Here is a 14478-nt window from a genome sequence, read left to right as displayed (position 1 = left end):
CTACGCCACACCGCCCGCGACTGGCGAAGACCCCTGGCCGCCCTCGGCATCACCGAATGAATCCGGACAGACGTCGAACATGCAAGGGACCCTGGGGTGCCAGCCGCGGCGCCGCGCGTGCCGGACGGGGGGCCGCGCGGGTAGCGCACGCCGGGTGCGTCACGCCGGGGCGGCGGAGGGCCGGGGATCAGGTGGGGCCGGGCTCGGGTAGGGGCGGGCTCAGGTAGGGGCGGGGCCGGGCTCGGGCGGAGCCGGGTCGGTCAGGACCAGTCCCGGCCCGAGCGGCCCCGCTTCCTGTCCGAGCGCTGCTTCTTCTGCCGGAGCCGTCGCTCGTTGACGCCGCGCGGGACGCGGGTCGGGCGGCGCTGCCGGGGCGGCGGGGCGGTCGCCTCGGCGAGGAGCGCGGCCAGGCGCACGGCGGCGGTCTCGCGGTTGCGCCACTGGGAGCGGTGCTCGGAGGCGCGGACGACGACGGTCCCGTCCACCAGCCGGCCCGCCAGCCGCTCCAGGGCGCGCTGCTTCCACACCTCGGGCAGCGATGTGGTGCGGGCGAGGTCGAAGCGCAGCTCCACCTGGGAGTCGCTGGTGTTGACGTGCTGCCCGCCGGGCCCGGAGGACCGCGAGAAGCGCCAGACCAGCTCGGCCTCGGGCAGCGCTACGGAACCGCGGATGAGGGGAGGACCGGACATGCCGTCCATCTTCCCCCGCCGGTCGGGTTCACGGCACGGGATTTACGCGGCCTTCCCCCGCCGGTCCGGTTCACGGCACGGGATTTACGCGGCGCCCGCGCCGGCCGCCGACACGCCCCGCCGGCTCACACCGACTCCGGTACGGGCGTCTCGGCCGGGACGGCGTGCTTGGGGGCCCGCGCCGTCACCATCAGGCCCGCCGCCAGTCCGGCCAGCAGCATGACCGCGGCGGCCCACCAGATGGCCACGGTGTAGCCGTGCACGACGCCCTCCGGGACCACCCGGGCCCGGTCGGCGGGGCCGCGCACATGGGCGGCCACGTACGTCGCAGCGCTGGTCGTGGCGACGGTGTTGAGCAGGGAAGTGCCGATCGAACCGCCCACCTGCTGCGCGGTGTTCACGGTCGCCGAGGTCACGCCCGCGTCCCGCGGCGCCACGCCCGCGGTGGCGGTCGCGAACACCGGCATGAACGTCAGGCCCATGCCGAGCCCCATCAGCAGCAGCGCGGGCAGCACCTCGGCGGTGTACTGCGAGACGACCGTCAGCCGGGTCAGGAGCAGCAGACCGCCCGCGGCCAGCAGCATGCCGGGGACCATCAGCGCCCGGGGCGCGACGTGTTGCAGCAGCCGGGCGGAGATCTGCGTGGAGCCGACGACGATCGCGGCGGTCAGCGGCAGGAACGCCAGCCCGGTCTTCAGCGGCGAGTACCCGAGGATGTCCTGGAGGTAGTACGTCAGGAACAGGAACAGCCCGAACATGCCGATCACGGCCAGCAGCATGGTCAGGAAGCAGCCGGCCCGGTCGCGGTCCCGGAGGACGTGCAGCGGCAGCAGCGGCGCCGGCGCCCGGGTCTGCCACCACACGAACGCCGCCAGCAGCGCCGCTCCCCCGGCGAACAGGCCCAGCACCAGCGGGTCCGTCCAGCCGCGCGGCTGGGCCTCGCTGAACCCGTAGACCACGGCCACCAGGCCGCCGCAGCCCAGCGCGGCACCGAGCGCGTCCAGCCGCGCCCCGGCCGTGCCCGGCCGCTCGCGCAGCAGCGCCAGGGCGCCGAGCACGGCGACCACGGCGATGGGCACGTTGACGTACAGGCACCAGCGCCAGTCGAGGTACTCGGTCAGCAGGCCGCCGACGATGAAGCCGATCGCCGAGCCGCTGCCCGCCAGGGCGCCGTAGATGCCGAACGCCTTTCCGCGCTCTCGCGGGTCGGTGAACGTCGTGGTCAGCAGGGACAGCGCGGAGGGGGCGAGGAGGGCGGCGAAGGCGCCTTGCAGGGCGCGGGCGCCGAACAGCACGCCGGAGGAGGAGGCGGCGCCGCCGAACGCGGAGGCGGCGGCGAAGCCGACGAGGCCCACGACGAACGTGCGTTTGCGCCCGACCAGGTCGGCGACCCGGCCGCCCAGCAGGAGCAGCCCGCCGAAGGCGAGGGTGTAGGCGGTGACGACCCACTGCCGGTTGGCGTCCGACATGTGCAGCGCGTGCTGCGCGGAGGGCAGCGCGATGTTCACGATGGTCGCGTCCAGGACCACCATGAGCTGCGCGAGGGCGATCACCACCAGCGCCCACCAGCGGTGGGGGTCTTCCTCCCGGGCGTGCCGGGGGTGGTGGTGGGCCGGGCGTCTGGCGAGCAGACCGCCCGCGCGTCCGCCCTGGTGGCGATGTACGGAGGTGTCACCTTTTCGGGTGATACTCATTTCGCCACCCCACCACGGATCGAACGGCGTCGCATCCCCGCGCCGGTGGCGCTGACCATGCCGTCCGCGCCGTCCGCGGAGGGTGCGTCGCCCGGGAGGGGGCGTTGTCAGTGGCGGGGTGCAGTATGGGCGCATGGCGAGGAGAGCGGGCGGCGGACCGCCGGGCAAGGGTGCGGTGCGGGCGGCGCGGCGGCCCGAGGTGCGGCTGCCCGACCTGGAGGCTTACGACGGCGGTCTGGCGCCGGACGGGGACTACGACGGGCTGGAGTTCCGGGGCGCGGACCTCACCGGGCAGGACGGCGCCGGGGCGCGGTTCATGGACTGCGCGCTGCGGGAGTGCGCGCTGGACGACGTCTCGCTGCGCCGCGCCCGCCTGCTGGACTCGGCGCTCACCGGCGTGCGCGGGGTGGGGACCGACCTGGCCGAGGCGACCCTGCGGGACGTGGAGCTGACCGACGCCCGCCTCGGCGGGACGCAGATGCACGGCTCGGTGCTGGAGCGGGTCTGGATCCGGGGCGGCAAGATCGATTTCCTGAACCTGCGCAAGGCGACTCTCCGGGACGTCGTCTTCGAGGGCTGCGTCCTGGTCGAGCCGGACTTCGCCGGCGCCCGGCTGGAGCGGGTGGAGTTCGCGGACTGCGCGCTGCGGGGCGCCGACTTCACCGCGGCGGCGCTCACCGACGTGGACCTGCGCGGGGCGTCCCCGCTGGAGATCGCGGACGGGACGGACCGGCTCGCGGGCGCGGTGATCAGCCCCGGTCAGCTCCTCGACCTCGCCCCGGTGCTGGCGGCACGGCTCGGCATCCGAGTCGAGGGATAGGGGTCAGGGAGTAGGGATCAGGGGTCGAGGGGGAGGGTCCGCCGCCGGAGTCGGGCGCGGGGCGGCGCCGTGCAGCGCTGCCGGTGACGCGGACCCGCCCGAGCGGGCGGGCGGAGGGACCGGGAGGCGGTCGGGGCACGCGCAGGACGTGGCCAGGGCACGGCGCGGACGGCGCGGACGGCGCGGACGGCGCGGACGGCGCGGACGGCGCGGACGGCGCAGCAGAACGTCAGGGCACGCGCGGGAAGCGGGCCTGGAGGGACCAGATCGCCGGGTTCTCGCCCAGGTCCTCGTGCATGTCCGCCAGGTCGGCGATCAGGTCGTGCAGGAAGTCCCGGGCCTCCCGGCGCAGATCGGCGTGGGAGAAGGTCAGCGGGGCCTCCTCGGCCGGCATCCAGTCGGCCTCGACGTCCACCCAGCCGAAGCGCCGCTCGAAGAGCATGCGGTCGGTGGACTCGGTGAAGTCCAGTTCGGCCCGCTGCGGGCGGGACGCGCGGGAGCCGGCCGGGTCCCGGTCCAGTCGCTCCACGATGTCGCACAGCGCCCACGCGAAGTCCAGCACCGGCACCCATCCCCAGGCGGTGGCCAGCTCGCGGTCCGTCTTGCCGTCGGCCAGGTACACGTCGCCGCAGAACAGGTCGTGGCGCAGGGCGCGCACGTCAGCGCGCCGGTAGTCCGTCTGCGGCGGGTCGGGGAAGCGGTTGGAGAGGGCGTAGCCGATGTCGAGCACGTAGGCGATGGTGTCACGGCCGCCGCATAGGATCGCGCCCGTGCCCCGCTCCGTACCGGTCGTCCGAACCGCCCTCGCCCTCGCGGTTCTGCTCCCCCTCGCTCTGACCGGGTGCGACGGCGGCGTCCACGGCACACCGGGCGGGTACGGCCTGCACGATCCGTACTTCCCCCGCGCGGGCGACGGCGGGTACGACGTCGCCCACTACGGCCTGACCCTCGCCTACGACCCGGCCCGTCACCTGCTCACCGGCACGGCGGTGATCACGGCCCGCGCGACCCAGGATCTCTCCGCCTTCGACCTCGACCTGAAGGGCCTTCAGGTGCGGAGCGTCGACGTCGCGGGCGAGGGCGCCGCCTTCCAGCGGGCCGGCCAGGAGCTGACGGTCCGCCCGCACCACGACCTGGACCGGGGCGAGACGTTCCGCACGACCGTCCGCTACGCGGGCGCCCCGGAGACGCTCACCGACCCCGACGGCTCGAAGGAGGGCTGGCTGCGCACCGCCGACGGCGCGCTGGCGCTCGGCGAACCGGTGGGGTCGATGGCCTGGTTCCCGGGCGACGACCACCCCTCGGACAAGGCCGCCTACGACATCGCCGTCACCGTTCCGAAGGATCTCCAGGCCGTGTCCAACGGCGAGTTGGCGTCCACGGCGACGGCCGCGGGCCGCACGACGTACCGGTGGCACGAGGCCGAGCCGATGGCGAGCTATCTCGCCACGGTCGCGATCGGCCGCTTCACCGTCAGCCGCTCGACGCTGAAGGGCGGCCTGCCGCTGTACACGGCCGTCGATCCCACCCAGGCCGCGGCCAGCCGCGCGGCGCTCGCGGAGCTGCCCGGGATCCTCGACTGGGAGCAGCGCGTTTTCGGCCCGTACCCGTTCTCCTCCGCCGGCGCGATCGTCGACCGCCCCAAGGACGCCGGTTACGCCCTGGAGACCCAGACCCGGCCGGTCTTCCCCGGCGCCCCGGACACCCGCACGCTCGTCCACGAACTCGCCCACCAGTGGTACGGAGACTCCGTCACCCCGGCGACCTGGCAGGACATGTGGCTGAACGAGGGCTTCGCGACGTACGCGGAGTGGCTGTGGGACGAGGACCACGGCGGGCCCACCGCCCAGCAGACCTTCGACCGGCTCTACGACGACGCCTCCGCCGACGACCCGGTGTGGTCCTTCCCGCCGGGCCGCCCCAGCGACGCGGCCCACATCTCCGACCGGCCCGTCTACGCGCGCGGCGCGATGGTCCTGCACAAGATCCGCCAGACGGTCGGCGACGTCGCCTTCCTCGGCATCCTCCGCGGCTGGGCCGCCGCCCACCGCCACGGCAACGCCTCCACCGCCCAGTTCACCGCCTACGTCGAGCAGCAGGCGCCGGGCGACGACTTCGGCGCGATCTGGCGGGACTGGCTGTACGGGGACGGCAGGCCGGCGCACCCGTGAGCGGGCCCCGCAGTGGCCTACAGGCACCGGCGGGCCCGCAGCGGTCTTCAGGCACCTTCGGCCAGTTCCCGCCGCGGCCTTCAGTCGCCTTCGGCCAGTTCCCCCAGTTCCCGCAGTTCCCGGCGCAGCACCGCGCAGGGGCGGCCGAGCGCGCGGTCGGGGCGGTGGTCGACGACCCGGTAGCCGAGCGCGGTCCAGAAGGCGAGGGCGGCCGCGTTGCCCTCCAGGACGGCCAGCCGCACGGCGGTACGGCCCGCGGCGCGGAAGCGGTCCTCGACCAGCCTGACCAGCCCCCGTCCGTGCCCGCGCCGACCGAGGGCGGCGTCGACCATCAACAGGCCGATCCACGGGTCCGGGTCGGCCGGGCCGGGGTGGTGGGCGAGCGTGACGGCGATCCCCACGAGCCGTCCCTCGCTGCGGGCGAGCAGCACCTCCGTGCCGGGCCCGGCGAGTTCGTCGGCGAGCGCCGCCGCGACCTGCTCGGGACGGATGTCGTCCGGGTCGGGGAACTCCCCGCTGAGCGCGTGGAAGTCGCGCTGCGAGGCGTAGAGCGCCGTGAGTTCGGTCAGCAGCTCACCCGGCAGACCGTGGTCCGGTGAGACGGAGAGGGACTCGATGATCACGGGGGCACGGTAGCGCGAGCGGCGCGGCGCGGGACCGAGCGGCGCGGGTCGGCGCCGCGCGCGGCGCGCGGGCGCCGCCGACCCGGGGGGCGTCTCCGAGAGACGCCCCCCGGACTGCTGTCGTGTCAGACGTTGACGCCGAAGTCCTGGGCGATGCCGGACAGGCCCGAGGCGTAGCCCTGGCCGACCGCGCGGAACTTCCACTCCGCGCCGTTGCGGTACAGCTCGCCGAAGACCATGGCGGTCTCAGTGGCCGCGTCCTCCGACAGGTCGTAGCGGGCGATCTCGGCGCCGCCGGCCTGGTTGACGATGCGGATGTAGGCGTTGCGGACCTGGCCGAAGTTCTGGCCGCGGTTCTCGGCGTCGTAGATGGAGACCGGGAAGACGACCTTCTCGACGTCGGCCGGGAGCGTCGCCAGGTTGACGTTGATCGCCTCGTCGTCGCCGGCGCCCTCGCCCGTGCGGTTGTCGCCGGTGTGGACGATGGAGCTGTCCGGGGTCTGCTTGTTGTTGAAGAACACGAAGTGGCCGTCGGAGTACACCTTGCCCTGCGGGTTGACCGCGATGGCGGAGGCGTCCAGGTCGAAGTCCGTGCCGGTGGTGGTGCGGACGTCCCAGCCGAGGCCCACGGTGACGGCGGTCAGACCCGGAGCTTCCTTGGTCAGCGAGACGTTGCCGCCCTTGGACAGGCTTACAGCCATGGTTTGGGAGTCCCTTCCCTCGGTACGTGTGCGGACGAAGTTACCGCCACTGGGAGGAACGCCCAGAAGGGTCCCCGCGGTTCCGGATCTCTTTACCCTTTTCCCCTCGGATTTCCCCGCGGATGACCCGTGCTTTACCCGGTCCGCTCAGCCGCGGCGCGCCGCCCGGTCGGCGGTCCGGGCCAGCCGGGAGGTGCGGGCGGCGAGGCCGGCCGTGGCCACGCCCGAGCCGACGTGACCGCCCGCCCAGCCCAGGCCGGTGGAGCGGTCCGGGCCGACGGCCGCGCGCCCGTCGCGCGGCACGCCGAGGACACCGAGGACACCGAGACCGCCGGGGCCGTGCCGCTCACCGAGCCGCTCATGGCCGGCCGCTAGCCCTTGCGGAGGGCCGCTGTCTCCCTCGGACTCCGTGTTCTCCCACGGCCCCTGACCAGCGGATAGCAGCCCAGGCCGATCAGCACGGCGGTGAAGTGGCCGAGGTCGGTGAAGGTGCGCTCGGTCAGCAGCCGCGCCCCGGACAGCACGAGCACGACGGCGAGATAGCCGTACCGCCACCCCCCGGGGATCCGGTAGGTCAGCACCCCGATCACGCCCGCCAGCGCGTAACTCACGCCCACGTCCAGCGAGTCGGCGGCGGACTCGGGCGCCAGGCCGCTCCAGATCGCCCACAGCAGCGCGCCCTCGCTGATCAGCGTGGCCAGCACGTGCGCGGCCACGCACACCACCAGCCAGCGCAGCGTGCCCAGCCACCGCTCCGCCGGGGCGTGGAAGACGGTGAACAGGGCCGCGTACGGCAGCCAGCGGCCGCTGGGGATCCACATGGCGCTGGCGAACAGCACCCGCAGCGGGCTGTGCGCCAGCTCGTGCAGGTTGGTGGACCGCTCCCGCAGGAAGACCTGCTCGAACTGCGTGGACATCCGGTGCAGGGCGACGGTGGTGAGGAACAGGACCAGCAGCCAGACGTACGTCCCCGGGGCGCTGCGCACGTACGCCGCCGCCGCCCGCAGTCCGCGCCGCATCAGGATGACCCCGTTCACACGCGCCAGTATGGTCGGCCGGGCGAGCGAAACGCCTGCGGAGCCGGCCGCCTCCCCGCCCGCGCCGGGCGGCCGGCCGCCTCCCGCGCGGGTGACACGCCGCCGGACGGCCCATCCGGCAGTCCAGAGGGTGATCGGGTCATAGCGTACAGAATATGACGAAACGCCACATCTCTCTGCTGGTCTGCGCGGCCGCGCTCGTCGGCTCCGGCGTCGCGGCCGCCGCACCGGTCTCCGTGCCCAGGGTGCTGCTGGTGCACCCGGGCGAGTCGATCCAGGCGGCGGTGAACTCCGCCCACACCGGGGACACGGTCCTGGTGCTGCCCGGCACCTACCGCGAGAGCGTCAGGGTGACGGTGCCCGGCCTGACCCTGCGCGGCGCGGGCCGCCGGGCCACCGTCCTCGAACCGGCCGCCAAGGCCTCGAACGAATGCGCCAAGCGCGGCAACGGCATCTGCGTGACGGGCACCAGGACCACGCGCCTCACCGGCGTCACCGTCGCCGACCTGAAGCTGACCGGCTACTCCCGGGCCGGGCTGGCCGCGGTCGGCGCCGACCGGCTGACCGTGCGCGACGTCAGCTCCGAGAAGAACGGCGTGTGGGGCTTCGCCGAGGAGCGCTCCCGGCGCAGCAGCTACCAGGGCGACCTCGCCCGCGACAACGGCGACGCGGGCATCTTCCTGGCCAACACGATCACCGCCGAGCAGGGCGCCGTCGACACCCAGGGCACCGTCGTGGCCCACAACCGGCTGGAGGGCAACCGGATCGGCGTCACCGTCCGCCGGCTGCGCAACCTGACCGTCCTCGGCAACGTCGTCGACGGCAACTGCGCGGGCGTGTTCCTCGTCGGCGACGAGAACAAGCCCAGGGCCGGGGCGATCTCCGTGCGCGGCAACCGGGTGACGGCGAACGACAAGTACTGCCCCAAGACCGCGCGGCTGCCCTTCCTCCAGGGCTCCGGCATCGTCCTGACCGGCGTCGAGAAGAGCCAGGTCACCGGCAACGTCGTCGCCGGCAACTCGGGCACCTCCCCGCTGTCCGGCGGCATCGTGCTCTTCAAGAGCTTCGTCGGCGCCCCCAGCGAGCACAACCGCGTCAGCGGCAACTGGCTGAGCGGCAACGCCCCCTCCGACCTGTCCGACCAGGAAGGCCCGGGGCACGACAACGCCTTCGACCGCAACTCCTGCCGTTTCTCGATGCCCTCGGGGATGTGCTGACCCCGTAGGCAGTCCCCTCGGCCGGCGGCGGACCGTGCGACCGGCACGGCTCGCCCGCCCCCGAGGCTCACCCCCGCACCCTCGTGCACCCCGCACGGCTCACCCCGCAAGGAAGGAAGGCGGCGCATGACGACCGTCCAGACCGCCCAGACCGCTCAGACCGCCCCGCCGCCGTCCATGCGGCTGAGGGAGCTCGCGTTCGGGGCGGCGTGCGCCGCCGCCCTGCGCGCGGCGGCCCGGCTCGGCGTGGCCGACGCCCTCGGCGACTCCCCGACGGCGGTGGAGGACCTCGCCGCCGCGGTCAAGACCGAACCGAAGCCGCTGCGCCGCCTGCTGCGGGCGCTGACCTGCTACGGCCTCTTCACCGAGCAGCCCGACGGCGCCTTCGCGCACACCGACATGTCCCGCCTGCTGCGCGAGGACGACCCGGGCAGCCTGCGCAACATCGTCCTGTGGTGCACCGAGCCGTGGACCTGGGCGGCCTGGCCGAAGCTGGACGAGGCCGTGCGCACCGGGCACAACGTGATCGAGGACCTGTTCGGCAAGGAGTTCTTCGTCTACCTCAACGAGGACGCCCCCGAGTCGGCGGACGTCTTCAACCGGGCCATGACGACGTCCAGCAAGCAGTCCGCGCAGGACGTGGCCGAGCTGCTGGACCTGTCCGGGGCCGACTCGGTCGCCGACATCGGCGGCGGCCAGGGGCACGTGGTGGCCAGCCTGCTGGAGAAGTACCCGAGCATGCGCGGCACTCTGATGGACCTGCCGCGCGTGGTGGACAACGCCGACCCGCGGCTGCGCGAGGGCGGCTCGCTCGCGAGCCGGACAAGCATCGTGCCCGGCGACTGCCGCGAGGCCGTCCCCGTCTGCGCCGACGTCTACATCATCAAGAACATCCTGGAGTGGGACGACGAGTCCACCGCCCGCTGCCTGCGCAACGTCATGCGGGCGGGCGGTCCCAAGGCGCGGGTCGTGGTCATCGAGAACCTCGTCGACGACACCCCGTCGATGCGGTTCAGCACGGCCATGGACCTGCTCCTGCTGCTGAACGTCGGCGGCGCCAAGCACACCACCGACTCCATGGTGCGCAGGCTGGAGGCGGCGGGCCTGGTCATCGACGACATCAGCCCCGTCAATCCCTTCCTGCACGCCTTCGACTGCACCGTCCCCGCCTGACGGCCGCAGCCTCTCGGGGGACACGCCGGGCCCGGCCCGGACGTCCCCGGACACCGGTCGCCGGGCCCGCGAGCATCGCGGGCCCGGCGGCCGGTGTGCGTCCGGGGCCCCTCGGGCGGGGCCGCTGTGCTGGGTCAGCGAGCGGCCTCGCGCTCCCAGAGGTAGAAGCGCTGCGCCATCGCGTCCTTCGGCGAGCGCCAGGTCTCCGGGTCGTACGCGCTCACGTACGCCGTGAGCCGCTCGCTGATGCCTTGGAACTCCGGGTGGCCGGTCACCTTGGCGATGGCCGGGCCGGGGTCCCGGTCGGCTTCGACGAGGTGCATGTACACATCGCCGAACTGGAAGAGACTGCGCCGGTTGACGCCGATCAGGTGGGGCAGCTCCCCCCGGTCGGACTCCTCGAAGATCTTCGCGATGTCCGGGGCCGAGCCCGGCGCCATCCGGGCCACGATCAGGGCCTGGTGCATGAACCCTCTCCTGTCCTTTCCTTTGTCTTCCGGTCTTTTCCTGTCCTTACGACCTGTCCTGTCCTTACGGCCTGTCCTGCCCCTAGGTCCCGCTCAGTCGGCGGTCAGGGCCGGCTCGGCCCGGCGTGCGGCGGCGGCCTGCTCGATCTTGTCGCGGATCAGCTCCATCTGGACCTTGGAGTTCCGGTTGATGTTGTCCGTCATCCAGGCGTCGTCGACCGGCGCGTCGGGCTTCATCGCGAAGTCCTGGGTCCAGACCATCCGGGTGCCGGCGGGCGTCTCCTCGTAGCGCCACACGATGTTCATGTGGGCGAACGGGCCGGTCTCCACCCGGCGCGCCCTGACGGTGAGCGTGTCCCGGTCCGGCTCGCGCTCGGAGACCCAGCTCCAGACCGTGCCGTTGTCGTCCGGGTGCATGGTCAGCCGGAAGGTGCACTTGGCGCCCTCCTGGGACAGGATCTCGGCGGAGGCGTACTCGCTGAACAGCCGCGGCCAGTTCGCCACGTCGTTGGTCATGTCCCAGACCAGGTCCAGCGGCGCCTTGACGGTGATCTCGTTCTCGGTGTGTCCGGCCATCTCACGCTCCTGCCATCAGAGTGCTGTTGACGAGGTCGAGGAACTTCCGGGGCGTCTTGCAGCGCTCCGCGTCCGGCGGCATCGGCATGCCGTGACGGTTCTCCAGCTCGCCCACGATGCCGAGCAGGCCGAGCGAGTCGATGCCCAGCTCCTCGAAGCCGATGTCGGGCCGGTCCGTCAGCTCCTTAGGGCTGACGGTCACCCCGGCCGCCTTCTTCATGAGTTCGGACAGTTCTTCCACGGTGATGCGGTCACTCATGCGTTCCACTCCTTTGTGCTCCCGGTTGCTTACCGAGGGGCCCGGCCGCTTCCGGCCGCCTCGCTAGGAGGCGTCGGCGCCGCCGTGCCGCAGCACCAGCGCCGAGTTCGAGCCCATGAGTCCCCTGCTGAGGATCAGTGCCGTGCGCACCTGCGCGGGGCGCGCGGCGCCGGTCACCAGATCGAGGTCATGGCAGACCTCGGGGACGTTGGGGGTGGGCGGGATCAGGCCGTGCTCCATGGCGAGCACCGCCGCCGCCGCGTCCAGCACCGGCGCCGCGCAGTACGCGCGGCCCGTTCCCGTCTTGGGCGCCGTCACCGGCGCCCGCCGGCCGTGCGCGCCCAGCACGTCGGCGATGGCCAGCGCCTCCGCCCGGTCCGCCTCGGGCACGCCCAGGGCGTCGGCGAAGACGACGTCGACCTCCTCCGGCGCGCAGCAGGCGTCCGCCAGGGCGCCGCGGATCGCCTCCGCCAGCCCCTCCCGGGACTGCTCCCAGCGGGAGGCGCCGGTGAAGGTCGACGCGTGCCCGGCGACGAACGCGCGCACGGGCACGCCCCGCTCGCGGGCCGACTCCTCCGCCTCCACCACGAGCATCGCGCCGCCCTCGGCCGGCACGAAGCCGCACGCCTCCCGGGTGAACGGCCGGTACGCCCGCTCCGGGTCGGTCACGGCGCTCAGCTCGGCGTAACCGAGCTGGCAGACCATCGAGTACGGGGCCAGCGGCGCCTCGGTGGAGCCCGCCACGATCACGTCCGTGCCGCGCTGCACGGCGCGTCCCGCGTGCGCGAGCGCGTCCAGCCCGCCCGCCTCGTCGGCGGCGACCACCGAGCACGGCCCCTTGAAGCCGCGCCGGATGGAGATCTGGCCGGTGCTGGCCGCGTAGAACCAGGCGATCGACTGCCAGGGGCCGACGTAGCGGCTGCCCTTGCCCCAGAGCTTCTGCAGCTCGCGCTGGCCGAACTCGCCGCCGCCCGAGCCCGCCGCGGTCACCACGCCCGCCGAGAACGGGGCGCCCTCGGTGTCCGCCCGGCCCAGCCGGGCGTCCTCCAGGGCGGCGTCGGCGGCGGCCATCGCGAAGTGCGTGTACCGGTCCGTCTGGACCAGGAACCGCCCCTCGATGGCGTCCGCGGCGTCGAAGGCCCGCACCTCGCCGGCCACCTTCAGCGGCAGGTGCTCGCAGCCCTCGCGGGTCACCCGGTCCAGGACGCTCACGCCCTCCTGGGTGGACTTCCAGAAGGTCTCGGTACTCGTTCCGTTGGGCGCCATGACACCGATGCCGGTGACGGCCGCCCGACGCTGTCGGGGTGCGCTCATCGTGCCCTCTCCCTCGGCCGGGTCAGGATGACCGCGGACTGGAAGCCGCCGAACCCGCTGCCCACCGAGAGCACCGCGTCCAGCTTCCGCTCGCGAGCCGCCTTCGGCACGTAGTCCAGGTCGCACTCGGGGTCCGGGGTCTCGTAGTTCGCGGTCGGCGGCACCGCCTGGTGGGCCAGCGCCAGCACGCACGCCACCACCTCGATCGCGCCGATCGCGCCCAGCGAGTGACCCACCATCGACTTGATGGAGCTCATCGGGGTGTCGTAGGCGTGCGCGCCCAGCGCCCGCTTCACCGCGGCGGTCTCGTGCCGGTCGTTCTGCCGGGTGCCGGAGCCGTGCGCGTTGACGTAGTCGATCGCGGAGCCGTCCAGCCGGGCGTGGTCCAGCGCGGTCTCGATGGCCCGCGCCATCTCCAGGCCCTCGCTGGTCAGACCGGTCATGTGGTAGGCGTTGCCGAAGGTGGCGTAGCCGCTCAGCTCGCAGTAGACGTGCGCGCCGCGCGCCTTGGCGTGCTCCAGCTCCTCCAGCACCAGGACCGCGCCTCCCTCGCCCATGACGAAGCCGTCACGGTCGTTGTCGAAGGGACGGGAGGCGTGCGCCGGGTCGTCGTTGTTCGGCGACGTGGCCTTGATCGCGTCGAAGCACGCCATCGTGATCGGCGATATCGGCGAGTCCGACGCCCCGGCTATGCAGACGTCCGCCCGGCCCTCCTCGACGGTGTGCAGGGCGTAGCCGACCGCGTCCAGGCCAGAGGTGCAGCCCGTGGAGACCGTCTGCACCGGCCCGCGGGCCCCGAACTGCTCGGCCACCGTGGAGGCCAGCGTGCTCGGCGTGAACGCCCGCTCCAGATACGGCTGGGACCGCTCGTGGTCGACCTCCCAGCGCTCGCCGCGGTGGCTGACCCGCACGTAGTCGTTCTCCAGCCGGGTGGTGCCGCCGACGGCGGTGCCCAGGGAGACGCCGACCCGCCAGGGGTTCTCCGCGCCGAGGTCGAGTCCGGAGTCCTTCACCGCCTCGTGGCCGGCGGCCAGCGCGAACTGGATGTAGCGGTCGCAGCGCGTCACCTGGTCCTCGGTCAGCCCCGCGGCCGCCGGGTCGAAGTCGCACTCGGCGGCGATCTGGGACCGCAGGCCGGACGGGTCGAAGAACGTGATGCCGCGCGTGGCGGTGCGCCCGTTCGCCAGCAGGTTCCAGAACGCGGAGGCGCCGATGCCGCCCGGCGCGACGATGCCTATCCCGGTGACCGCCACCCGCCTGGTCATGACCCGACCTCGGCGGTGGCGGGCGCCGCCTTCGTGGTGAGGACGCCCTGCGCGTCCACGGTGTCCTCGGTGTCCACGTGCCCGAGCTGCGGGCGCGGGGCCAGCGGGCCGAGGTGGAAGACCATCCGCGCCTCCACGTCGCCCACGTTGCGGAAGCGGTGCCGCATGTAGGCGGGGATCATCAGCCCCTGCTCGGGCCGCAGCGGGTGCGGTTCGCCGTCCAGGTCCACCACCATCTCGCCGCTGACGACGTACACGAACTCCTCGGAGTACGGGTGGTAGTGCTCCCCGATGCGGTCGCCGGGGGCCACGATGGCCACGCCCATGAAACCGCTGGTCGAGCCCACCGTGGCCGGGGTGAGCATGGCGCGCAGATCGCCTCCGCGCTTGGTGTTGGGATCGGTCTCGCTCAGTTCCACGATCCTTGGCCTGGGTCTGATCACGTCGTTCCTCCGTGGTGTGGTGCGTCGGC

17 protein-coding genes are annotated in these 14478 nt (G+C 73.4%); 4 read left to right on the top strand and 13 right to left on the bottom strand.

Annotated elements, in window-relative coordinates; translation table 11 throughout:
- Positions 1 to 260: 260 nt before the first annotated feature.
- Together arfB and ABZ861_RS27460 are read right to left on the bottom strand one after the other, a co-directional pair.
- Complete coding sequence (gene arfB / locus ABZ861_RS27465) at positions 261 to 698, bottom strand: alternative ribosome rescue aminoacyl-tRNA hydrolase ArfB (RefSeq protein WP_361635299.1); 438 nt, start codon at positions 696 to 698, stop codon at positions 261 to 263.
- Positions 699 to 814: 116 nt separating this feature from the next.
- Entirely contained in the window at positions 815 to 2383 is a 1569-nt protein-coding gene (locus tag ABZ861_RS27460) for an MFS transporter (RefSeq protein ID WP_361635296.1), read from the bottom strand.
- A 133-nt stretch (positions 2384 to 2516) separates the two neighbouring features.
- Here ABZ861_RS27460 and ABZ861_RS27455 point away from each other — a divergent pair, with 133 nt between their 5' ends.
- Complete coding sequence (locus tag ABZ861_RS27455; protein WP_361635293.1) at positions 2517 to 3203, top strand: pentapeptide repeat-containing protein; 687 nt, start codon at positions 2517 to 2519, stop codon at positions 3201 to 3203.
- Positions 3204 to 3432: 229 nt separating this feature from the next.
- Here the strand turns inward: ABZ861_RS27455 and ABZ861_RS27450 are convergent, their stop codons facing one another.
- Positions 3433 to 3933: a hypothetical protein gene (locus ABZ861_RS27450; RefSeq protein ID WP_361635290.1), complete on the bottom strand. Its 501-nt coding sequence runs from the start codon at positions 3931 to 3933 to the stop codon at positions 3433 to 3435.
- 40 nt (positions 3934 to 3973) lie between these two features.
- On the opposite strand from ABZ861_RS27450, the gene ABZ861_RS27445 reads away from it, so the two are divergent.
- The gene (locus ABZ861_RS27445; protein ID WP_361635288.1) at positions 3974 to 5374 is read left to right on the top strand and encodes a M1 family metallopeptidase; all 1401 of its coding nucleotides are present in this window, start codon (positions 3974 to 3976) and stop codon (positions 5372 to 5374) included.
- 80 nt (positions 5375 to 5454) lie between these two features.
- Here the strand turns inward: ABZ861_RS27445 and ABZ861_RS27440 are convergent, their stop codons facing one another.
- From ABZ861_RS27440 to ABZ861_RS27425, 4 genes are all read right to left on the bottom strand, one after another.
- Positions 5455 to 5997 carry a GNAT family N-acetyltransferase gene (locus tag ABZ861_RS27440; RefSeq protein ID WP_361635285.1) on the bottom strand — a complete coding sequence of 181 codons (543 nt, stop codon included), beginning with the start codon at positions 5995 to 5997 and terminating at the stop codon, positions 5455 to 5457.
- Between the two features lie 125 nt (positions 5998 to 6122).
- The gene (locus ABZ861_RS27435; protein ID WP_361635282.1) at positions 6123 to 6698 is read right to left on the bottom strand and encodes a TerD family protein; all 576 of its coding nucleotides are present in this window, start codon (positions 6696 to 6698) and stop codon (positions 6123 to 6125) included.
- Between the two features lie 147 nt (positions 6699 to 6845).
- Positions 6846 to 7001 carry a hypothetical protein gene (locus ABZ861_RS27430; RefSeq protein WP_361635336.1) on the bottom strand — a complete coding sequence of 52 codons (156 nt, stop codon included), beginning with the start codon at positions 6999 to 7001 and terminating at the stop codon, positions 6846 to 6848.
- Between the two features lie 68 nt (positions 7002 to 7069).
- Positions 7070 to 7717 (bottom strand): rhomboid-like protein, encoded by a 648-nt coding sequence (locus ABZ861_RS27425; protein ID WP_361635328.1) that lies wholly within the window; start codon positions 7715 to 7717, stop codon positions 7070 to 7072.
- A gap of 173 nt (positions 7718 to 7890) precedes the next feature.
- On the opposite strand from ABZ861_RS27425, the gene ABZ861_RS27420 reads away from it, so the two are divergent.
- Together ABZ861_RS27420 and ABZ861_RS27415 are read left to right on the top strand one after the other, a co-directional pair.
- Positions 7891 to 8952, top strand: a complete 1062-nt coding sequence (locus ABZ861_RS27420) for a right-handed parallel beta-helix repeat-containing protein (RefSeq protein WP_361635279.1) — start codon at positions 7891 to 7893, stop codon at positions 8950 to 8952.
- A 126-nt stretch (positions 8953 to 9078) separates the two neighbouring features.
- On the top strand, positions 9079 to 10125 hold the full coding sequence (locus tag ABZ861_RS27415) for a methyltransferase (protein WP_361635276.1): 1047 nt from the start codon (positions 9079 to 9081) through the stop codon (positions 10123 to 10125).
- Between the two features lie 134 nt (positions 10126 to 10259).
- On the opposite strand, the gene ABZ861_RS27410 is transcribed toward ABZ861_RS27415, so the two are convergent.
- The 6 genes from ABZ861_RS27410 to ABZ861_RS27385 all read right to left on the bottom strand — a co-directional run bounded on the left by ABZ861_RS27410 (position 10260) and on the right by ABZ861_RS27385 (position 14449).
- Entirely contained in the window at positions 10260 to 10592 is a 333-nt protein-coding gene (locus ABZ861_RS27410; RefSeq protein WP_361635273.1) for a TcmI family type II polyketide cyclase, read from the bottom strand.
- 93 nt (positions 10593 to 10685) lie between these two features.
- Entirely contained in the window at positions 10686 to 11168 is a 483-nt protein-coding gene (locus ABZ861_RS27405) for an SRPBCC family protein (RefSeq protein ID WP_361635270.1), read from the bottom strand.
- A 1-nt stretch (position 11169) separates the two neighbouring features.
- Entirely contained in the window at positions 11170 to 11427 is a 258-nt protein-coding gene (locus ABZ861_RS27400) for an acyl carrier protein (RefSeq protein WP_361635267.1), read from the bottom strand.
- A gap of 63 nt (positions 11428 to 11490) precedes the next feature.
- Positions 11491 to 12741: a beta-ketoacyl synthase N-terminal-like domain-containing protein gene (locus ABZ861_RS27395; RefSeq protein WP_361635264.1), complete on the bottom strand. Its 1251-nt coding sequence runs from the start codon at positions 12739 to 12741 to the stop codon at positions 11491 to 11493.
- Positions 12738 to 14006, bottom strand: a complete 1269-nt coding sequence (locus tag ABZ861_RS27390; RefSeq protein ID WP_361635261.1) for a beta-ketoacyl-[acyl-carrier-protein] synthase family protein — start codon at positions 14004 to 14006, stop codon at positions 12738 to 12740. Before ABZ861_RS27390 ends, ABZ861_RS27395 begins: the two co-directional genes overlap by 4 nt.
- Positions 14003 to 14449 carry a cupin domain-containing protein gene (locus ABZ861_RS27385; RefSeq protein WP_361635259.1) on the bottom strand — a complete coding sequence of 149 codons (447 nt, stop codon included), beginning with the start codon at positions 14447 to 14449 and terminating at the stop codon, positions 14003 to 14005. Before ABZ861_RS27385 ends, ABZ861_RS27390 begins: the two co-directional genes overlap by 4 nt.
- Between the last annotated feature and the right edge of the window lie 29 nt (positions 14450 to 14478).

The sequence above is a fragment of the Streptomyces sp. NPDC046985 genome, from assembly GCF_040644415.1.
In the GTDB taxonomy this organism is placed as follows: domain Bacteria; phylum Actinomycetota; class Actinomycetes; order Streptomycetales; family Streptomycetaceae; genus Streptomyces.
The sequence above is the reverse complement of the archived record's forward strand: the minus strand, read 5'-3'. Positions and strand labels throughout refer to the sequence as shown.